The organism is Nocardia sp. NPDC050697 (assembly GCF_040654395.1).
Taxonomy (GTDB): domain Bacteria; phylum Actinomycetota; class Actinomycetes; order Mycobacteriales; family Mycobacteriaceae; genus Nocardia.
This window is the reverse complement of the sequence record NZ_JBFAHY010000005.1, coordinates 127,178-146,422: the sequence shown is the minus strand read 5'-3', so window position 1 is coordinate 146,422 and position 19,245 is coordinate 127,178. Positions and strand designations below refer to the sequence as shown.

Here is a 19,245-nt window from a genome sequence, read left to right as displayed (position 1 = left end):
CAGGGCGCTCACGGGACCGAGCACTCGTTGGGCGGGGTGATGTAGATGGTGCCGTCGGGCGCGGTGTGCAGCGCATCGACGTGGAGCACGTCTCCGCGGTTCCACCAATATTTGCCGCTGGAGTAGCGGGGCTGGCCGAAGTGCAGCATGTCGTCCTTCACCGCGCTCTGCAGTTTGGTGATCGGTTTGTCGTTCACGAACAACTGCCACTCGTACTTGCCCGGGCGATGGCCGAGGTCGTTGATGAACCACCACCAGGTGTAGTAGCCGATGGGGTCGCCGTCGGCCGGTCTGATGTCGGATTTGATCGAGCCGTACTGCGTGCCCGCCTGGTAGTCGAGGCACGGCGGTGGTGCCGCGTTCGCGGTCGACGCCGTAGTGAGCTGTCCGATCGTGCCGAGAGCAGCGACGGCGACCGCCACGATCAGGCGCTTGCCGTGCGTGAGCAACACTCCGTACGAGGTCATGGTGCTTCCTCCCCCTGAAACTGTCCGATCGCATGTCCCCTGATCGATGCCGATCACTGAATTGGACGCCTCAACCGGAGGATCGGTTCCCCTCGACAGGTGGGTTGGCGGGGGAGGGGTCGGGGGGACCCCAGCGGAGGGGGCCTTCGGGGCGGGCGACGACCCCGGTGACGGTGAAGTCGAGGGCGGACTGGGCGCCGGGGGCGAAGGTGGCGGGGTCGGGGTTCACTCTGGCGGTGCCGGTGAGCTGGAGGGTGCCGCCGGTGGTCCAGTCGGGGACGAGGAGGCCGCAGCGGGGCTGGGTGACCACGTTGCCTAGCGTCATGAACAGAGAGTTGCCGCGGTAGTCGGGCCAGCGCAGCAGGGTGGGGGAGAGGACCTGGAGGAAGCCGGGGTCGCCGCCGCGGTGGGAGGCGTCGGCGCGGCCGGCGGGGTCGGTGCTGGCGATGAAGAAGGTGTCGGCGGCGGCGACCGCCGCCCGCATGGCGGGGTCGAGGTCGGGGCGGCGGTGCGGTGGCCGCGCCGGGGTGGGGTGATAAGACGCGGGGTCGCGGCGGGCGATGTACTTGGGGCAGTTGCTGTAGACCTGCTCGGTGGTGATCCGCAGCCCGGCGCCGTGCGGTTCGGCGGTGCCGTTGATACGCATGCGCCTGCGGCGCTGGGGTTGCAGGGCGATGAGGCCGATCGGGGCGGCGGTGGTGAGGGCGGCGGCGATCGGGTCGGCGGGGTCGGGGCGGGTGTCGATCAGGACGGTGTGCTCGTCGGCGGTGTGCGCGAAGCCGGGCGGACCGGTGAGCATGCTCGCCCACACGGCGCCGTCCGGGGCGGTGGCGGCGAGCACGAGAAAGCGTTGCGCCGCGAGGAAATCGGCGGCCACGGCGGGGATGTCGGGGCGGATGGAGCGGCCGACGTGCTCGGCGATCTCCGCCTGACCCATGGCCCGCTGCACGGCCAGCTCGCCGGGGTGGAAGAGCATCAGAAGAAGCCGCAGGTGGGGGCGGAACCGGCGGGCGCGGGGGCGGTTTCGGCGCCGGTGGGGGCGTAGACCTCCAGCCGGATGCCGTCCGGGTCGGTGAAGAACAGCCCGCCCGAGGCGGCGCCCTCGCCGTGCGCCACCACCCCGTCGTGCACCCAGCGCACCCCGAGCTCGCGCAGCGCCGACTCCACCGTGCGCACCTCGTCGATATCGGCGACCTCGAAGGAGAGGTGGTGCAGCCCCGGTGTGGCCGCCGAGAACTCGCCGGTCGACTGCTGCCAGAGGGTGAGTACCAGCTTGCCGTCGGCACCGAGGAAGGCCCAGCGCTGGTCGCCCTCGGTGGCGGCGGAGACCTGCTCGAATCCCAGTGCGCGGCAGTAGAAGTCGACCGAGCGGTCCAGGTTCGAGACGTTCAGGCCGATGTGGCCGGTGGCGAGCTGCATGAGTCCTCCTGCGATGGGGTGTAACCGTCTATCTGGATTAAGACGGTAGAACGGCTGCGCGCTGCCCGTCAACCGTCAAAATAGATCTAGATGGTTAGGAGATACCATCAGGTGTGCCTGATCCACGCCCGCACCTCGGCGAACCCCTCGCGCTCGACCTGCTGAACACCAGGTGGAACGGTGGCGGCGGCCCGCGGGACCTGCTGGCCGATCTCGACGGGCTGGAGATCTGGCTCGGCACCGCCGGGCTCGCGGCCCCGGCGAACACCGCCACGCTCGCCGCGCTGCGCATCGCGCGGGATGCCGTCTACGACACCGTCACGACCGGGGACAGCGCCGCGCTCAATGCCGTGCTGGCGCACGGGCGGCTCCGGCGCTCGCTCACCGCGGCGGGGCCGGTGACCGAACCCGACGTCGCCGACCCGGCCGAGCTACCGGGCTGGCTCGCCGCGAACGACCTGCTCGACCTCATCGCCCGCGACGCCGGCCGCATCCGGCAGTGCGCGCACCCGGACTGCGTCCTCTTCTTCTACGACACCTCGCGCAACGGGACCAGGCGCTGGCACTCCATGGCCGCCTGCGGTAACCGCACCAAGGCGGCCCGGCACTACGCCCGCCGCAGCTGAGCTGCTACCTTGAACGTCGTTCAAGTCAGGGTGTGAAGGGTGTGTGCGCCGTGGAGGGTGTCGAGGATTCCCGCAAGCCGAGGCTTCGGGTGCCCGCGCGGGACATGGCGCGGATCGCGGTGTTCGCGGCGCTCATCGCCGCGCTCGGGTTGCCGGGGGCGATCACCGTCGGGTTCAGCGGGGTGCCGATCACGCTGCAGACGCTCGGGGTGATCCTGGCCGGGGCGGTGCTCGGGTGGCGCAACGGGACCGCGGCGGTGCTGGTGTTCCTCGCGCTGACCATGATCGGGCTGCCGCTGCTCTCCGGGGGGCGCACCGGGCTCACCGCGCTGGCCGGGCCGAGCGCGGGGTACCTCATCGGGTGGGTTCCGGGGGTGTTCGTGATCGGGCTGCTCACCGAGCGGATCCTGCCGAAGTACCCGATCGCGCTCGGGTTGCTGATCAATGCGCTCGGGGGGATCGGGGTCATCTACCTGTTCGGCACGCTCGGGTTGCTGGTGCGGACCGATCTCGGGGTGGGGGCGGCGATCACCAGCAATGGGCCGTTCCTGCCCGGGGATATCGCCAAGGTCGTGGTGGCGGCGGTGGTGGCGAAGGGTGTGCATCGGGCTTATCCCGGGTTGATTCGTGGGTGAACTTGCCGAGGGGGAGCTTCTCGGCACGGCCGACGTGGCGGAGAGGAGCGTCGCGCGAGCGGGGCGAGACGACCCGCAGCCGAGCGCCGAGGCGATGCGGAGCGGCTCGGGTACCGCGTTCCCGGCGGTCGTGCTCGGCGGTGCCGGGGACGATGCGGCTGTGCGTGCGAGCGGGCGGGCGTGGAGCTACCGCGAGCTGGAGCGCGCGATCGACGAGTGGAACAGGCGGCACCACGACCTCGACTGCTACGACGCCTCCGAGCTCGAGCTGACCGAGGCGCTGGTCGCCGTCTGCGCGGCCGCGCGGCGCGGGATCCCGGTGCGGGTGGAGAACCCGGAGGCCCGCCCGGAGCGGAGAGGGATCCCGGCGGAGGCGTTCCTGCTGGTCGCCACCTCGGGGTCGACCGGGCGGCCGCGCCCGCTGGCCCGCACCGCCGCCTCCTGGTACGACAGCTTCCCGGAGTTCTCCGCCCGCACCGGCATCACCGCCGCCGACCGGGTGCTGATCACCGGCCCGCTGCACGCCACCATGCACCTCTTCGGCGCGCTGCACGCGCTGTGGGCGGGGGCCTGCGTCACCGACGAGCCGGGGCACGCGACCGTGGTGCACGCGGTGCCCGCGGTGCTGCGCGACGTCGTGCGCGCGGCGCCGCGGCTGCGCACCGCGGTGATCGCGGGAATCGCGCCCGACACGGGTGCGCTGGCGGTCGCGGCGCACCTGACGGTGATGGAGTACTACGGCTCCGCCGAGGTCTCGCTGGTCGCCGCGCGCCGGATCGAGGGTGCGGCGGGGGCCACGGCGGAACCCCTCCGCTTGTTCGCCGGGGTGCGGGCGGAGATCAGGAACAGGCTGCTGTTCGTCCGGACCCCGTACGCGGTGCTGGGCGCCCCGGAGTGGTCCGACGTCGGCGACCTGGCCGAACTCGACGACCACGGGCAGCTCCGGGTGCGCGGCCGCGGGGACTGCGCGATCAATGTGGGCGGCACCCTCGTGGTCGCCGAGGACGTCGAGCAGACGCTCGCGGCGGTACCCGGCGTGCGCGCGGTGGCGGTACTCGGCGCACCGCACGCGGTATTCGGCGCCATCGTGACGGCGGCGGTCGAGCTCGACCCCGACGCCGAGCTGACCGCGGTCCGCGCCCGCGCCCGCACGATGCTGAGCCGCGAGGCGACACCGCGCCGCTGGATCCCCGTGCCGCACCTCCCGCGCACGGCCGCGGGCAAGGTGGCGCGCGGGGCGCTGCGAGACTTGCTGGTATGAGCGCTGTCCTGGTCGCCCCGCGGCGCACCCCGATCGGCACTGCCGGGCACGGGTTCGCCGCGCACACCGTCATCGACCTCGCCGCGCCGGTCCTGCGGGAGATCGCGGCGATGGTCCGCGCGGCGGGCATCACCGCCGAGATCGACGACGTGGTGCTCGGCAACTGCCTCGGCCCCGGCGGCGACCCGGCCCGGATCGCGGCGCTCGCGGCCGGGCTCGGCACCGCTGTCCCGGGCGTCACCGTCGACCGGCAGTGCGGCTCCGGGCTGGACGCCGTCATGCAGGCCGCGCTGCGCGTGCAGTCCGGCGCCGACACCCTGATCCTGGCGGGCGGGGTCGAGTCGGCGAGCACGGCGCCGATGCGGTTCTGGCCGGGGGCCGAGCCGGTCCGCTACACCCGCGCCCCGTTCGCCCCGCCCGGCTTCCCCGACCCCGACATGGGCGCGGCCGCCGACGCCCTCGCCGCGGCCCGCGGCATCTCCCGGGAGCGGCAGGACGCCTACGCCCTGCGCTCGCACACCCGCGCCGCGGCCGCCGACTTCGGCGCCGAGCTCGTCCCGGTCGCGGGGGTCGAGCGGGACGAGCGCATCCGCGCCGGGCTCACCGCCGCCAGGCTGGCCCGGCTGCGGCCCAGCTTCTCCCCCGACGGCACCGCCACCGCGGGGAACTCCTGCGGCATCTCCGACGGTGCCGCCGCGCTGGCGGTGCTCGACGAGAAGCACGCCGCCGGGCTGCCCGCGCTGCGGGTGCGCGGCGCCGCGGTCGCGGGCTCGGACCCGGCGCTGCCCGGGCTGGGCCCGGTCCCCGCCATCCGGAAGCTGCTGCGCCGCACCGGGGTCGGCATCGGGCAGCTCGGCGTCGTGGAGATCACCGAGGCCTTCGCGTCGGTGGTGCTCGCGGTCGCCGACGAGCTCGGGCTGGACGAGGAGCGGATCTGCCCGGAGGGTGGCGCCATCGCCATGGGCCATCCGTGGGGCGCCTCCGGCGCGGTGCTGCTGGTGCGGCTGGCGAGCCGCATGCTGCGCCCGGACGGCCCCGAGCTCGGCCTCGCCGCCTGCGCCATCGGCGGGGGACAGGGGATCGCGCTGCTGGTGGAGCGGGTGGCATGAGCGGGTCGAGTTCGGCGGAGCGGGTGCGCGGAGAGCTTTCGCTCGTGCCGGGGAGGGACGCGGCGTGAGCGAGATCGTCTTCACCGGGGTGCGCCACGGCTACGGCGAGCGCACCGTGCTGCGCGGAATCGACCTGCGGCTCACCGAGCGCCGGATCGGGGTGATCGGCGCGAACGGCTCGGGCAAATCGACGCTGGCCCGCATGATCAACGGGCTGCTCACCCCGGACGCCGGCACCGTCACCGTGGACGGGCTGGACGTGGCGCGCAAGGGCGGGCAGGTGCGGCGCCGGGTCGGCTTCGTCTTCACCGACCCCGACACCCAGATCGTCATGCCGACGGTCGCCGAGGACCTCGCCTTCTCGCTGCGCCGCAGCGGGCTCGGCAAGGCCGAGATCGCGGACCGGGTGCGCGAGATCCTGGAGCGCTTCGGGCTGCACGAGCACGGCGACCACCCCTCGCACCTGCTCTCCGGCGGGCAGAAGCAGCTGCTCGCGCTCGGCGCGGTGCTCATCCGCCGCCCCGAGGTGATCGTCGCCGACGAGCCGACCACCCTGCTCGACCTGCGCAACACCAGAACCGTCGCCGCCGCGCTGGACGCGGTGGACCAGCAGGTCATCGTGGTCACGCACCAGCTCTCGCTGCTCACCGGCTTCGACCGGGTGGTGGTGATCGACGAGGGAGCGGTCGCCTTCGACGGCCCCCCGGAGACCGCGCTCCCGGCCTACCGGGAGCTGATCGGATGATCGGGCTCTACCGCGCCGGCACCTCCCCGCTGCACCGGCTGCCCGCCGGGGTGAAGCTGGTGCTGCTGCTGGTGAGCATTGTCGCGGCGGCCGTCCTGGTGCGTACGCCGGTGCGGGTGGCGGTCGCGGCCGCGGTGGTCGCGGTGCTCTACGCGATGGCCCGGATTCCGGTGCGGGTGGCGCTGGCGCAGCTGCGGCCGGTGCTCTGGGTGCTGCTGCTGATCGCGGTGTTCCAGGTGCTCACCACCTCGCCCGCTCGGGCCGTCGTGGTCTGCGGGGTGCTGCTGATCTCGGTGGCGCTGGCCGCGCTGGTCACGCTGACCACCCGGGTGAGCGCCGTGCTGGACGCGGTGACCGGCGGGCTCGCGCCGCTGCGCCGGGCCGGGGTGGACACCGAGCGGCTCGGGCTGCTGCTCGCGCTCGCCATCCGGTGCGTGCCGCTGCTCGCCGGGATCGTGCACGACGTGGCCGAGGCGCGGCGGGCGCGCGGATTGCAGTGGTCGATGACCGCGCTGGTGACGCCGGTGCTGGTGCGCGCGCTGCGCACCGCCGACGCCTTGGGGGAGGCGCTGGTGGCGCGCGGGGTCGACGATGACTGAGCTGCTCGCCGCGCGCATTCTGCGGCGGGGGGCGGCGCGGCCGGAGGCCGTGGCGGTGCGGGCCGCGGGGGAGGAGGTGGTGTTCGGTGCATTCCTGCACCGGGTGCGGAGTTTCTCGGACGCACTCGCCGGGATGGGCCGGGTGGCGGTGCTGCCCACCTCGGATGTCGAATCGCTGGTCGCCGTCGTCGGCGCCATGCACGCGGGCGTGAGCGTCGTTCTCCTGCACCGCCACCTCACCCCCGCCCACCTGTCCCACACCCTCACCCTCACCCGCCCCGGCGCCCTGATAGCCGCGACCTCCCAGCACCGCCGCCTGCGCCGCCTGGGCTACGAAGGGGACATCCACACCGCCGCCTCCCTGCCGCGCCGGATCCCGCCGCACACCGCCGGGCCCGCTACGGCCACGTCACCGAACCACCCCACCCCCGACGGCCAACGACCTCCCGTCACCCCGGACACCGAACTCCTGATCGGCCTCACCTCCGGCACCACCGGCACCCCCAAACTCTTCGTCCGCGACCAACACTCCTGGTCCACCACCCTCGACCGCTCGGACCACACCTTCCCCATCACCCCCGGCGACACCGTCTCCACCCCGGGCACCCTGGACCACACCCACTTCCTCTACGGCGCCCTGCACGCCCTCACCCGCGGCGCCACCGCCGACCTCCGCCCGGCCGTCACCGCGTTGCAAGCCGGCGCCACGCACCTGTACACCGTCCCCGCCATCGCCTGGGACGTGGTCCGCGCGGGCACCGGCCCCTTCCCGCAGGTCCGCGAGGTCCTCTCCTCGGCCGCCCGCTGGCCCCGCACCGGCCGCGCTGCCTTGCGAAAAGTCCTTCCGAACGCCGAGATCACCCACTTCTACGGCGCCTCCGAACTCAGCTTCGTGGCCAGGGACCGCGGCCTCGGCGCCCCGGACGACACCGCCGCGGGCGAACTCTTCGACGGCGTCGACGCCGAGATCCGCAACGGCCTGGTGCACATCCGCAGCGACATGCTCTTCACCGGCTACCTCACCGAGCACGGCGTCACCGGCGGCCCGGTGGACGGCTGGTGCACCGTCGGCGACCGCGGCGCCCTGCACGGCCGCCACCTGCACCTGCACGGCCGCGCGAGCGAGACGCTCATCCGCGGCGGCCTCAATGTCGAACCGGCCGAGGTGGAATCCGCGCTCACCGCGATACCCGGCGTGCTGGAGGCCGCCTGCGTCGCGCTCCCCGACCCGCGCATGGGCGAGGTCCCCGCCGCCGCCATCGTGGTGGACGGCAGCGCCCCCGCCGAACTCCGCGCCCGCCTCCGCGAAACCCTCCCGGCCCCCGCGATACCGGTCCACATCCAGCGCCTCGACGCCCTGCCGCGCACCCCGCGCGGCAAGATCGACCGCGCCGCGCTCCGAATCCTGCTGGCCGAGCACCGAAAAGGTTGGCGTACCCCGCCATCGGGTACCTGAACCCCGTGCGGCACCGATACTTCCGAGCAACCCTCGCCCTCCTGACCGCGGCCACCGCCGTCCTGCTCACCACCGCCCCCGCGGCGGCGCAGCCCGAACCGCACGTGGTCGCCAGGGAACCCCTCGGCGACCGCGCCTCCCGCATCGACGTCTACTCCCCGTCGATGGACCGGGTGATCTCCACCCGGGTCCTGCACGCCGCCACCGGCCCCGCCCCGACGCTCTACCTGCTCACCGGGCTCGGCGGCGGCCAGGACGGCATCTCCTGGTGGCACGACACCGACGCCAGGGCCTTCTTCGCGGACAAGCGGGTCGACGTGGTGCTCCCCTTCGGCGGCGCCTACAGCATGTACACCGACTGGCGCGCCGACGACCCCGCGCTCGGCCGCAACCGCTGGCAGACCTTCCTCACCGAGGAGCTCCCGGCGGCGCTCGCCACCGAACTGGAGAGCACCGGCCGCGCCGCCGTCGCCGGTGTCTCCATGAGCGCGGGCTCCGCGCTCGACCTCGCCATCCAGGCGCCCGGCCGCTACGCCGCGGTCGCCGCCTACAGCGGCTGCCCGTGGTCCGCTGACCCCTCCGGCGTCGTCGGCATCACCGCCCAGGTGACCCGCGGCGGCGGCAACCCGGCGAACATGTGGGGCCCGCTCGGCGGCCCCGGCTGGCAGGCGCACGACGCCTACACCTACGCGAGCGCCCTGCGGGGCACCGCGATCTACCTCTCCGCCGCCTCCGGCGCGCCCGGCGCCATCGACCGCGGCGCCGCCATCCCGCCGGTGGAGGCGCTCGCCCGCGGCTGCACCGCCGCCTTCGCCCGCCTCCTGGCCGCGCTCGGCATCCCCGCCACCCACGTGGACCGGCCGCAGGGCGCGCACACCTGGGGCCAGTTCGAGACCGATCTGCACGAATCCTGGCCGCTGCTCGCCGCCGCGCTGGAATGAGCGTGCGGACGCGGTAGTTTCGTTCTCGGAACCGTTACGAGAAGGAGACGAACGTGAAAACCAGACTCAACTGCCCCTGCGGCGAGACCATCGCGGGCTCCGACGAGGACGAGCTGGTGACCAAGACCCAGGCGCACCTGAAGGAGAACCACCCCGGCCACGAGTACTCCAGGGAAGAGATCCTCTTCATCGCGTACTGATCGGGGCCGCCGCGTGCCCCGCTCCGCCGCGCATTCCACCGCCCGGCAAGGTGGTACCGCCGTACTATGACGCGGCACCCGCCCGCTGTCCGGGGGTGCGTGGTGGAGAGGGGTATGTGCGTGAGGTCGAGACTGTGGGCGATCGCGGCCGGCGCGGCCCTGCTGCTGGCCGGCTGTGGCGACACCGGCTCCGATCCGGCGCTGGTGAGCTCGCCGACCGCGGCGCTCGGCGGCGGCTTCGGCGGGATCCCGGCCGCGGGCACGCACGCCCCCGACGAGGTGGTCACCGACCCGGACTCCGGGCTGCGCATCGCCATCAGCCGGGTGGAGGCGGTGCCGAGCATCGCGGGCACCGTCACCGTGCTGCACTTCCGCTTCGAGAATCCGGGCCGCGACCCGCTGCCCGCGCGCGGCTGGACCGCGCCGGTGCTCACCTACGGGCCGTCGGATATGCCCGCCGCGCACGTGGTCTCGGTTTCCGAGGGGTACGGCGCGGACGTGCCCGGCGCGCTGGCGCCGGGCACGAGCCAGGAGTTGAAGCACGCCTACCGGGTGCCCCGCGCCGAGCTCACCTCGGCGCGGGTGAGCGTCGGCTCGGTGATCTGGGAGGGCGATTTCACCCGCTGAGCGCGGTCAGATGACGCTGCCGACGTCCTGCAGGACCAGGTTGTCCAGCGCCCGCTCGGCGACCGCCGCGATGGTCATGGACGGGTTGCAGGCGGCGGTATTGCCCGGCATGAGCGCGCCGTCGAGCACGTAGAGCCCGCGCTGGCCGAGCACCCGGCCGTCCAGGTCGCAGACCGAACCCATGCTCGCGCCGCCCAGCGGATGCCAGGTGGACGGGAAGGCCAGGTTGGTGTCGAGCAGGAAGCCGTCCGGCCCGGCGATCTTCTGCGCGGCCGGGCCGATGAAGCCGGTCTGCAGCGCGCTGTCGCCCTCGTAGGGCCAGTGCAGCACCGCGTCGTCCTTGGCGCCGTCGTAGACGAAGTGCCCGCGCCCCGCGCTGGCGCCGTAGCCGACCATCACGGTGCTCTGCGGGTTCAGCGAGAGCGGCGGGATGGAGGCCTGGATGAGGGTGTGCGCGTTCTTCGGGTCGTCCCACACCTTGCTGCCGAAGACCACCGGCCCGCCCTGCGGCGCACCGAACTCCGCGGACGGGTCGGTCCACAGGTAGATCCGGTCGGCATTGCTGCCCCAGTTGGCGCCGAGCTCGTCGGGCAGGTCGGGGATGAGCCCCTTGGCCCCGGCCCGCATGAGCAGCCGGGTGGTGTTCATGGTGCCCGCCGCCATGATCAGCGTCGGCGTGGTGAGGACCTTGTGCTCCAGCACCGCGCCGGTGGTGTCGAGCCGCTGGACGTGCACGAGCCAGCGGCCGTCGCCCGCCCGCTCGACCTCGGTGACCTCGTGCAGCGTCCGCACATCCACCAGCCCGGTGGCCTCGGCGGCGGCGATGTAGGTGACGTCGACGGTGTGCTTGCCGCCGTTGTTCACGCCCATGGCGCCGTCGCCGTTGGTGTACGAGGCCTTCATCTCACCGCGCAGCTCGGCCATGGCGAAGTCCCAGTCGATCGGCATCGGGATCTTCGAGACCGGCAGCCCGGCGCGCTTCGCCCGCTCCGCGAAGACCCGCGCGGCGCGGTAGGTCTCGGTGCCGACGAGCTCGTCCGGCGCCTCGGCCAGCCCCAGCATCTTCTCGACCCGGCGGTAGTGCACCCGGTCCATCCGCGCCCAGTCCAGCTCCTGCGGGAACCAGGTGTTGAAGACCGCCTCGTCCGGCTGCAGCGACATGCCCTGGTAGACCAGCGAGCCGCCGCCGAGCCCGGCCGCGCAGAGCGCCGTCATGTTCTCGCCGGGCACCGCCTCGACCAGGCCGGTGTACGGCTCGAAGACCAGCGGGGTGCCGAACAGGTTCGGGCTCGACCGGTACCAGAGCACCCGCTTGTCCAGGTTGGACGCGCGCGGGAAGGTCTCCGAGTTCGGCCCGGTCGGCCAGCGCAGCCCGCGCTCCAGCACGGTGACCGGCACCCCGGCCTGTGCGAGCCGCAGGGCGCTCACCCCGCCGCCGAAGCCGGAGCCGACGATGACGACGCGGTGCTCCTCGCGGGTGAGCGGCACGGCGTTCACCCGGGCGGCGATCGGGGCGGCGATGGACCCGGCACCGGCGAGCACGGCGCCCGCGGCGACGGCCCCGGTCAACAGTGACCGGCGCGAGATTCCTGACATGTCCCACCTTCGGGATGCGGAGGTAAACCGGACACTATTGTCCGGTTGCCAGAAGTGTGGCGAGCGGCCGCTGCCCCGTCAATCGGACCGGTCGGATGCCGGTCCGCCGGGGCCGCGCGGCACCGCCGACCGCCGCGGTCACCGGCGGTGCGTCTGCGCAGGGCGGAACCCGCCGGAAAGCGTGCACGCGGGAATGATAACCCGGTTATCGTGAGGTTGACCGAAAACGTGCAGGAATCTCCCGCTACAGGAAGCGGCGGATCGGCTGCACCGCGAACTCCCGCGCGCGCTGCACCGTGGAGCGCCGCTTCCAGCGCCCCTCGCGGATCCGCTCGGACTCGGCGAGGTCCTCATCGAAGTGCCCGTCCAGGGTGGCGCAGAACTCCGCGTCGAGCACCGCGAGCATGACCTCTTCGTCGTGGTCCAGCGAGCGCCGGTTGAAGTTGGTCGAGCCGACCAGGCTGGCGATCCCGTCCACCGTGATGATCTTGGCGTGCATCATGGTCGGCTGGTACTGGTGGATCCGCACGCCGCAGGCCAGCAGCTCCTCGTAGAAATGCTGGCCGGCCAGCTGGCACACCCGCTTGTCGGTGTGCGGGCCGGGCAGCAGGATCTCCACCTCGACCCCGCGCCGCGCGGCCGCGCAGAGCAGCTCGATGAAGTAGGCGTCCGGGGCGAAGTAGGCGGTGGCCAGCCGGAAGCGGACCTCGGCGGATTCGATCATCACCCGGAGCAGCGTCTGCATGTCCTGCCAGCCGACGCTGGCCGAGCCGCGCACCACCTGGACCACGGCGCTGCCCTGCGGCTCGTGGTCCACGAAGCGGTCGCGGTGGTCGAAGAGCTCGTCGTGGCACTCGGCCCAGCCCTGGGCGAAGGCGGCCGCCATGCCGTCCACCGCGGGGCCGCGCACCTCGACGTGGGTGTCCCGCCACTCGTGCTCGGTGCGGGCGTCGCCGCACCACTCCTCGGCGATCCCGACGCCACCGGTGAAGCCGACCTCCTCATCCACCACCAGCACCTTGCGGTGACAGCGGTGGTTCTGCTTGAACGGCGAGATGTAGACCGGCTTGCGGAACCAGGCGACCCGAACCCCGGCGTCCTCCATGAGCTCGAGCAGGTCCTTCTCGATCAACCTGCTGCCGAAGCCGTCCAGCAGCAGCCGCACCCGGATCCCGGCGCGCGCCCGCTCGGCCAGCGCGTGCGCGAACTGGCTCGCGATATCGCCCTTCCAGTACACGAAGGTCATCATGTCGACGGTGTGCTCGGCGGCCCCGATGCTCGCCAGCATGGCCGGGAAGATCTCGTCGCCGTTGCGCAGCGCGGTCAGCGCGTTGCCCTCGGAGGCGGCGATGCCGATCAGCCGCTCCAGCCTGCGGCGCAGCGCGACGGCGCGCTCGGTGGTGGCGGCGGGGTTCTGGGTCGCCTCGGACATGTTCGCTCCTTCGCCGGCACGCGCACGACCGATACCCGCCCTGTCCGGCTCGGGCGGGTACCGATCGGTAACTGTAGTGGTACCGCGCCGGTCAGGCGTCGGGAGCCTGCAGCAGTGCCAGCACCCGCTTGGCGGCGGCGTTGAACCGGCCCATCGTCACCGCGGGCCCGCCCGCCACCACCAGCAGCAGCGTGGCCGAGACCGGGAAGACCCCGACGCAGCCGCGCTCGGCCTCGAAGACCGAGGCGTGTAACCGGCCCTGCCGGACCAGGGTGGTGAAGTGGTCGCCGATCCCGGCGGCGGCGGCCGCCATGGCCGAGCCGCGCATGGCGATGGTGTCGGCGCCCGGCGGGCCGCCGGCCTCCCGGTTCGCCGCGATCACCAGGCCGTCCCTGGTCGTCATGATCGCGTGCGCGACATCGTCGATCTCGTCGACCGCGCGCTGCAGCAGCGCGCCCACCACCTCCGGGTCGCGCAGCGCGACCTCCACCCGCGCCGCGGGTCTGCTCATACCCGGACCGCTTGCTCGATGCGCCGCAGCTGATGCCTGGCCAGCGCGAGATTCCCGCGCCCGCGGTCGAGCGCGAGGTAGAGGAAGAGCTCCTCACCGTCGGCATCGCGCAGCGGCATGATGATGTGGAACTGCTGACCCAGCGTCACCAGGATGTCCTCCACCTCGTCGCCGAGTTGCAGCGCCTCCACGGCCCGCAGCTTGGCCCGCAGCACCTCGGTGTTCAGTGCCCCCGCCATGTCCAGGTCGAACATGGTGTGCCCGCCCTGTTTGGCCAGCAGCATGCCGCTCCGGAGATCGACCAGCGCGATACCGATCGCGCCCTCCACGCTCATTCCGTCGCGCAGCGCTTCTTCCAGCTTCATGTCGAACTTTCCCGCCCCGCAACAACCCCGCCGCGACGGCGGGTGCGCAGATCTCGAATCCAATACCTCACCGCGCCGACGGCGCACTCCCATCGGCAGCGACAGTCTAGCAACGTGATTCGGGCGCAACCACCACATCGTCGCCGAGTCCGCGAGGTTGCGAATTCGCCGCGCGGAGCCCGTGCATCCCCTGCGCAGCGGCGCGCGATTCTGCCAGTGCGGCGCGGGCGCGACGAGTCCCAGTTCCGGGTCTCCGGCACCTTTCCGTGGAGGCTGGCGAATTCGGGCAACAATTCGCGGGAGTGCGCGCAAGAATGCGAATGCGAATTCGTGATCGCACCGGGTGAAAGGATTCACCGCCCTGCGAACCCGCAATTCCGGGCACCGGTGGGCACCCCGGGCGGTGTGTCCGCCCGGATTCCGGCGGTGGCTGCGGGAGGCTGGGGGCGGCGGGGAAGGCGGAAGGAGTGCCGATGGCGACGAGCTCCCGGTTGCTGCGCAGCGCGTGGGGCAACGCCAGCGCCGAGGCGTTCCTCATCGTGGCGATCGTGACCATCCTGGTCACCAGGCTCTACCTGGAGCTGACCGGGTATCCGCAGGTCGGCGGCGGCAGCCTGCACATCGCGCACGCGCTCTACGGCGGCGCCGCGATGGCGGTGGCGCTGCTGCTCGGCTGGCTCTTCCTCGGCTCCGGGGTGCGCGGGTTCTCGGTGCTGCTCGGCGGCATCGGCTTCGGGCTCTTCCTGGACGAGGTCGGCAAGTTCGTCACCAAGGACAACGACTACTTCTACGGCCCGGCCGCCGAGATCATGTACATCTCGGTGGTCGTGCTGCTGGTGGCGAGCAGGCTCACCAGGGAGCTGCGCACCCCGACCGGGGACGAGTACCTCGGCAACGCCGCCGCGGTCGCCGCCGACGGCCTGGTCCGCGGGCTCCCCCCGCACCGCCGCACCACCGCGCTGCTCATGCTGGACAGCGCCGCCGAGCTCGGCGCCGACCCGGCCGATATCGCCGGGGTCCGCGCGCTGCTGGAGCGCGCCGCGCACCGGGACGACCGGCTGCGCGCGCTGCGGCTGCGCGCCGCCGCGCTGATCCCCGGCTGGGCGGGCGGGCCGTGGCCGGTGTGGATCCTGGGCTGGCTGCTCGTCCTCTCCGCCTTCGTCACGGTGGGCTTCGGCATCGCGCAGCTGGCCACCGGCGGGCTGCAGATCGAGGACCGGAACTACGAGCTGGAGCTGGACCGGATGACCGTCTCCGGCGGCATCCTCTTCGTCAGCGCGCTGCTCACGCTGGCGCTCGCGCTCCCCGCCATGCTGCGCGTCCGCCGCGACGGCCCGCTCTGGCCGCTCCGGCTGCTGCGGATCGCGGCGCTGGTCTCGACCATGCTGAACGCCCTGGTGGATTTCGCCACCGAGGGGTTCGGCGCGCTCGGCGGGGTCGCGCTCGGGCTGCTCACCATGGCCTTCATCTCGCACCGGATCGCGGTGCGGTACACCGAGATCGTCCGGGCCGCGGACGATCTCGGCGAGCCGGTCACGCGGGCAGTGGATGCGCGCGGAAGAACTCCCAGATGATCGGGGTCGCCGCGATGGAGGGGGTGTCCCTGCCGACGAACGGCTCCGGGAACGGCACCTTGCTGCCCGGCCACACGTGCCCGCCGCCGGTGATCGACCAGAACTCCACCGCGCCGTCGGCCGGGCAGCTGTACCGGTAGCGCACCACGTCCGGGGCGACCTGCTCGACGGCGGGGCCCGCGGCGCAGCCGTTGCGCGCCGCCCAGGCCGCGGCATTGTCCGGGATGCTCTGCGGCGCCGGGCCGTTCGGGCCGCGGTCCAGATCCTGCGGATTGGCCGAGCCGGTGCCGTCGGTGCGCGGCAGCAGCCTGGCATTGGGGCCCGCGCCGCCGCCGTAGGCCACGATCGGGTCGTCGGTGCCGTGGAAGGCGATCACCGGGACCGGGCGCGCGGTGTCGCACCACGCGAAGTCCTGCAACCCGGCCACCGGCGCCACCGCGGCGATCCGGTCGGAGAGCCGGCAGGCCAGCGCGGAGGTGGTGAAGGCGCCCATGGAGAGCCCGGTGACGTACACCCGATCGGTATCGACGCAGAGCGCGGCCTGCGCGTCGTCGATCACGCCGGTGAGCCAGTCGATATCGGCGCCGCCCGGCTGGAAGTTCCAGCGCGGCGGCCCCGGCTCGTCGATCTGCGGAGTCACGGTGGCGTACCCCTGCTGCACCCCGTACTCGCCGACCCCGCTGCTGCGGGTCTGGATCTCGGCGGGCTCCAGGTAGCCGTGCAGGTCGACGACGAGCGGGTACGGCCCCGGCGCGGCGGGGACATCGCGCAGGTAGAAGCCGGAGCGTCCGGCCCCGGCGTAGGTCTGGGTGGTGTGGCCCGCGGCGGCGGGCGGGGCCGCGCACCCGGCGGACGGCGCGGCGCCGGGATCGGCCCCGGCGGCGGCAGGAACGGCGGCCGGAGCGGCGAGCAACGCCGCCGTGGCGGCGACGGCGCCGAGCACCCGGCCCGGAATCACATTCTCGAACACGCGGCCATGCTCTCACCCCGGCCACCACGCCCAGGCCCGAAACAGATATTCTCTATCGTGAGAATGGCATTATCGGACACGGGTCAGGAGACGCTATGACGGTGGACAGCGGGCTGGAGGGGCGCGGGCAGATCCTGCGCGAACTGGGCTTTGCCACCCGCCGCTCCGGCGACGAGCTGCACGGCAGTGCGGAGATCACCCCCGAGATGCACGTGCCCGGTACCGGGCACCTGCGCACCTCGGTCCTGGTGACCTGGGCTGACACCCTGGCCGGGCTGCTCGCCTCGCTGGTCATGGGGCCGCGCGTGCCGGTCACCCTGGAACTTGACATCCACCTGCACCGCCCGGCGCCGGGGGCCGGGCGGGTCGAGGCCGTCGGCCGCACGGTGAAGGTGGGGCGCTCGGTCTTCGTGGCCGAACTCGACTTCACCGTCGGCGGCGAACCCATCGCGGTCGCGGGTGCCTCCTTCATGGTGGCGCCGGACCCGGCCGTCACCTTCCCGGACCGGCTCAGCGTGGAGCTGCCGCCCACCGCCGACCGGCTGCGCCGCCCGCTGGCCGAGCGCGCGCAGTGCGTGCGCACCGGGCCCGGGGTCGCGGTGCTGCCGAGGACCGTGGAGGGGCTCAATGCCTCCGACACCGTGAACGGCGGGCTGCTCGCCCTGGTCGCCGAGGAGGCGGTGCTCTCGCTCGCGCCCGGCGCCACCCTCGGCTTCCTCGGGCTGCGCTACCTGCTCGGTGCCCGGGTCGGCCCGGTCACCGCGACCGCGCGCAAACACGGGGAGCTGGCCCGGGTGCAGGTCAGGGATACCGGCAACGACGACCGGATCACCACGCTCGCCACCGCGCGCACCTTCGGCGGCTGAGCCGCGCACCTGCCTGTTGACCGGACCACAGGGTCGGGGTTACGGTGACTGCACTCACAGATTGAAACGTTTCAATCCGTGCCGGTTCAACGACGAGGCGGATCACCCCGATGCCCGACACCACCGAACGCGTCTGCTTCCTGCTGGCCCTGCGCCCGGAGCGGATCGCCGACTACCTCGCGGCGCATGAGACCGTGTGGCCGGAGATGCTCGACGCGCTGCGCACCGCGGGCTGGCGCAACTACTCGCTCTTCCTGCGCCCGGAGGACGGCATGGTGGTCGGTTACCTGGAAACGCCCGACTTCGAGCGGGCCCGCTCGGCCATGGCCGCCACCGCGGTGAACACCCGCTGGCAGTCCGCCATGGCCGAGTACTTCCGGCCGGTGCCGGCGACCGCGGGCACCCGCCCGGACGAGGCGCTGCACCGGCTCACCGAGTACTTCCACCTCGACTGAGCCCCCCGAACCCGCCCCCGAGCACCCCCCACTCCGCACCCCGAGGAAGACCATGAAGGTAGGCGCCCGCTCCACCACCGGGTGGAAAGCGACCATCTCCGTCGCGATGTCCAACTACATCGAGGCCGGCTCCATCATCGCCATCGCCACCAGCCTGACCTTCTGGCAGGACGCGTTCGGCATCAGCAACTTCGCCGTCGGCCTGCTGGCCGCGCTCTCCGCCAATGCCTTCGGCGCGGCGATCGGCGCCGGCATCGGCGGGCCGCTCTGCGACCGCCACGGCCGCAAGGCGATCTACACCTACGACCTGCTCGTCTACATGGCCGGGGTGCTGCTCGCGGCCTTCGCGGTGAACTTCGGCATGCTGCTCGCGGCCTTCGTGATCACCGGGATCGCGGTCGGCGCCGGTGTCCCCGCCTCCTGGACCTACATCGCCGAGCAGGCGCCGACCACCGCGCGCGCCAAGCACGTCGGCACCGCCCAGCTGGCCTGGTCGGTCGGCCCGCTCATCGGTTTCGCGCTGGCCGCGGCGCTGGCCCCGCTGGAGCTGCTCGGCTCCCGGCTGATCTTCCTGCACCTGTTCGTGGTGGCCGCCGTGGTCTGGTGGATCCGGCAGGGGCTCGCGGAGTCGCAGATCTGGAAGGACGAGACCGGCTCCGGCCACGGCGCGGCCGCCGAGTCCGCCACCGGCGGCCAGGGCATGCGCGGGCTCTTCTCCCGGCGCATCAACATCACCGCGCTGCTGGTGCTGATCGGCATCTACGGCTTCTGGAACACCGTCGCGGGCCAGGCCGGCATCTTCATGCCCCGGGTCTACGACAGCGCGGGCGTGCACAGCGCGGTCCAGCAGAACTTGCTGCAGGTGCTGGTCTGGGGCTGCACCGTGGCCGCCACCTACTGGGGCTTCATGGCCTACGCGGACCGGATCTCGCAGCGCCGGCTCTACGTGTTCGGCGCCGCGCTCGGCATCCTGGCCTGGTGCGTGCTGGTGTTCTTCACCGACGCCGGCATGCCGACGCTGCTCCTCTTCGCGGTGCTCTGGGGCATCTCCAGCGGCATCGGCGCGCAGGCCTTCTACAGCCTGTGGACCAGTGAGCTCTTCGCCACCCCGTACCGGGCCAGCGCCCAGGGCTTCATGTTCTTCGTGGTCCGCTCGGCCACCGGGCTGCTCAGCTACTTCTTCCCGACCCTGCTCGCCGCCACCGGGCTCACCGCGGTGGGGCTGCTGCTGGTCGGGCTGCTCACCGTCGCGCTGGTCATCGGCGCCGCCTTCGCGCCGAAGACGCAGGGCAAGACGCTGCGCGAGATCGAGACCGAGCGCTACGGCGCCCCGGTCGCCGCGGCCGAGCCGCGCACCCCGGTGGCCTGACCCGTGCCGCACCCCGAGAAAG

General features: G+C 72.9%; 22 protein-coding genes. 14 read left to right on the top strand and 8 right to left on the bottom strand.

The features are described from left to right. Nucleotides 1-8 precede the first annotated feature (8 nt). From AB0H71_RS19275 to AB0H71_RS19265, 3 genes are all read right to left on the bottom strand, one after another. The gene (locus AB0H71_RS19275) at nucleotides 9-467 is read right to left on the bottom strand and encodes a hypothetical protein (RefSeq protein WP_357022357.1); all 459 of its coding nucleotides are present in this window, start codon (nucleotides 465-467) and stop codon (nucleotides 9-11) included. A gap of 70 nt (nucleotides 468-537) precedes the next feature. Then, nucleotides 538-1,443 carry a pyridoxamine 5'-phosphate oxidase family protein gene (locus AB0H71_RS19270; protein ID WP_357022354.1) on the bottom strand — a complete coding sequence of 302 codons (906 nt, stop codon included), beginning with the start codon at nucleotides 1,441-1,443 and terminating at the stop codon, nucleotides 538-540. Beyond that, nucleotides 1,443-1,886: a VOC family protein gene (locus AB0H71_RS19265; protein ID WP_357022351.1), complete on the bottom strand. Its 444-nt coding sequence runs from the start codon at nucleotides 1,884-1,886 to the stop codon at nucleotides 1,443-1,445. The genes AB0H71_RS19270 and AB0H71_RS19265 overlap by 1 nt, the downstream gene beginning before the upstream one ends. 113 nt (nucleotides 1,887-1,999) lie before the next feature. On the opposite strand from AB0H71_RS19265, the gene AB0H71_RS19260 reads away from it, so the two are divergent. The 10 genes from AB0H71_RS19260 to AB0H71_RS19215 all read left to right on the top strand — a co-directional run bounded on the left by AB0H71_RS19260 (nucleotide 2,000) and on the right by AB0H71_RS19215 (nucleotide 10,085). Continuing rightward, nucleotides 2,000-2,512 carry a CGNR zinc finger domain-containing protein gene (locus tag AB0H71_RS19260; protein WP_357022349.1) on the top strand — a complete coding sequence of 171 codons (513 nt, stop codon included), beginning with the start codon at nucleotides 2,000-2,002 and terminating at the stop codon, nucleotides 2,510-2,512. Nucleotides 2,513-2,562: 50 nt separating this feature from the next. Beyond that, a complete protein-coding gene (locus tag AB0H71_RS19255; protein ID WP_357023272.1) occupies nucleotides 2,563-3,147 on the top strand; it encodes a biotin transporter BioY in 585 nt (194 codons plus the stop codon). 94 nt (nucleotides 3,148-3,241) lie between these two features. Then, on the top strand, nucleotides 3,242-4,408 hold the full coding sequence (locus AB0H71_RS19250; protein ID WP_357023270.1) for a synthetase: 1,167 nt from the start codon (nucleotides 3,242-3,244) through the stop codon (nucleotides 4,406-4,408). Beyond that, the gene (locus AB0H71_RS19245; RefSeq protein ID WP_357022346.1) at nucleotides 4,405-5,517 is read left to right on the top strand and encodes a thiolase family protein; all 1,113 of its coding nucleotides are present in this window, start codon (nucleotides 4,405-4,407) and stop codon (nucleotides 5,515-5,517) included. The genes AB0H71_RS19250 and AB0H71_RS19245 overlap by 4 nt, the downstream gene beginning before the upstream one ends. A gap of 64 nt (nucleotides 5,518-5,581) precedes the next feature. Further along, complete coding sequence (locus AB0H71_RS19240) at nucleotides 5,582-6,262, top strand: ABC transporter ATP-binding protein (protein ID WP_357022343.1); 681 nt, start codon at nucleotides 5,582-5,584, stop codon at nucleotides 6,260-6,262. Further along, nucleotides 6,259-6,861 (top strand): energy-coupling factor transporter transmembrane protein EcfT, encoded by a 603-nt coding sequence (locus AB0H71_RS19235; protein ID WP_357022340.1) that lies wholly within the window; start codon nucleotides 6,259-6,261, stop codon nucleotides 6,859-6,861. The genes AB0H71_RS19240 and AB0H71_RS19235 overlap by 4 nt, the downstream gene beginning before the upstream one ends. Beyond that, nucleotides 6,854-8,317, top strand: a complete 1,464-nt coding sequence (locus tag AB0H71_RS19230; protein WP_357022338.1) for an AMP-binding protein — start codon at nucleotides 6,854-6,856, stop codon at nucleotides 8,315-8,317. The genes AB0H71_RS19235 and AB0H71_RS19230 overlap by 8 nt, the downstream gene beginning before the upstream one ends. Nucleotides 8,318-8,322: 5 nt before the next feature. Continuing rightward, nucleotides 8,323-9,258 (top strand): alpha/beta hydrolase family protein, encoded by a 936-nt coding sequence (locus tag AB0H71_RS19225; RefSeq protein WP_357022335.1) that lies wholly within the window; start codon nucleotides 8,323-8,325, stop codon nucleotides 9,256-9,258. A 53-nt stretch (nucleotides 9,259-9,311) separates the two neighbouring features. Then, entirely contained in the window at nucleotides 9,312-9,458 is a 147-nt protein-coding gene (locus AB0H71_RS19220; RefSeq protein ID WP_357022332.1) for a DUF1059 domain-containing protein, read from the top strand. 120 nt (nucleotides 9,459-9,578) lie between these two features. Then, a complete protein-coding gene (locus tag AB0H71_RS19215) occupies nucleotides 9,579-10,085 on the top strand; it encodes a hypothetical protein (RefSeq protein ID WP_357022329.1) in 507 nt (168 codons plus the stop codon). A 6-nt stretch (nucleotides 10,086-10,091) separates the two neighbouring features. On the opposite strand, the gene AB0H71_RS19210 is transcribed toward AB0H71_RS19215, so the two are convergent. The 4 genes from AB0H71_RS19210 to AB0H71_RS19195 form a co-directional block, all read right to left on the bottom strand. After that, complete coding sequence (locus AB0H71_RS19210; RefSeq protein ID WP_357022326.1) at nucleotides 10,092-11,681, bottom strand: GMC oxidoreductase; 1,590 nt, start codon at nucleotides 11,679-11,681, stop codon at nucleotides 10,092-10,094. 244 nt (nucleotides 11,682-11,925) lie between these two features. Further along, nucleotides 11,926-13,113 carry a phospholipase D-like domain-containing protein gene (locus tag AB0H71_RS19205; protein WP_357022323.1) on the bottom strand — a complete coding sequence of 396 codons (1,188 nt, stop codon included), beginning with the start codon at nucleotides 13,111-13,113 and terminating at the stop codon, nucleotides 11,926-11,928. Between the two features lie 91 nt (nucleotides 13,114-13,204). Beyond that, the gene (locus tag AB0H71_RS19200; RefSeq protein WP_357022320.1) at nucleotides 13,205-13,624 is read right to left on the bottom strand and encodes a hypothetical protein; all 420 of its coding nucleotides are present in this window, start codon (nucleotides 13,622-13,624) and stop codon (nucleotides 13,205-13,207) included. Further along, nucleotides 13,621-13,989 carry a hypothetical protein gene (locus AB0H71_RS19195; protein ID WP_357022317.1) on the bottom strand — a complete coding sequence of 123 codons (369 nt, stop codon included), beginning with the start codon at nucleotides 13,987-13,989 and terminating at the stop codon, nucleotides 13,621-13,623. The genes AB0H71_RS19200 and AB0H71_RS19195 overlap by 4 nt, the downstream gene beginning before the upstream one ends. 473 nt (nucleotides 13,990-14,462) lie before the next feature. Between AB0H71_RS19195 and AB0H71_RS19190 the strand changes: the two genes are divergently transcribed. Continuing rightward, nucleotides 14,463-15,563, top strand: coding sequence for a hypothetical protein (locus AB0H71_RS19190; protein WP_357022315.1), 1,101 nt, complete (start codon nucleotides 14,463-14,465; stop codon nucleotides 15,561-15,563). Here the strand turns inward: AB0H71_RS19190 and AB0H71_RS19185 are convergent. Beyond that, nucleotides 15,523-16,533: a hypothetical protein gene (locus tag AB0H71_RS19185; RefSeq protein WP_357022312.1), complete on the bottom strand. Its 1,011-nt coding sequence runs from the start codon at nucleotides 16,531-16,533 to the stop codon at nucleotides 15,523-15,525. The two genes, AB0H71_RS19190 and AB0H71_RS19185, sit on opposite strands and share 41 nt — an antisense overlap. A gap of 95 nt (nucleotides 16,534-16,628) precedes the next feature. Here AB0H71_RS19185 and AB0H71_RS19180 point away from each other — a divergent pair, with 95 nt between their 5' ends. The 3 genes from AB0H71_RS19180 to AB0H71_RS19170 all read left to right on the top strand — a co-directional run bounded on the left by AB0H71_RS19180 (nucleotide 16,629) and on the right by AB0H71_RS19170 (nucleotide 19,223). Continuing rightward, the gene (locus AB0H71_RS19180; protein ID WP_357022310.1) at nucleotides 16,629-17,399 is read left to right on the top strand and encodes a PaaI family thioesterase; all 771 of its coding nucleotides are present in this window, start codon (nucleotides 16,629-16,631) and stop codon (nucleotides 17,397-17,399) included. A gap of 110 nt (nucleotides 17,400-17,509) precedes the next feature. Further along, entirely contained in the window at nucleotides 17,510-17,854 is a 345-nt protein-coding gene (locus AB0H71_RS19175; protein WP_357022307.1) for an L-rhamnose mutarotase, read from the top strand. A gap of 52 nt (nucleotides 17,855-17,906) precedes the next feature. Next, complete coding sequence (locus AB0H71_RS19170; protein WP_357022304.1) at nucleotides 17,907-19,223, top strand: MFS transporter; 1,317 nt, start codon at nucleotides 17,907-17,909, stop codon at nucleotides 19,221-19,223. Nucleotides 19,224-19,245 lie beyond the last annotated feature (22 nt).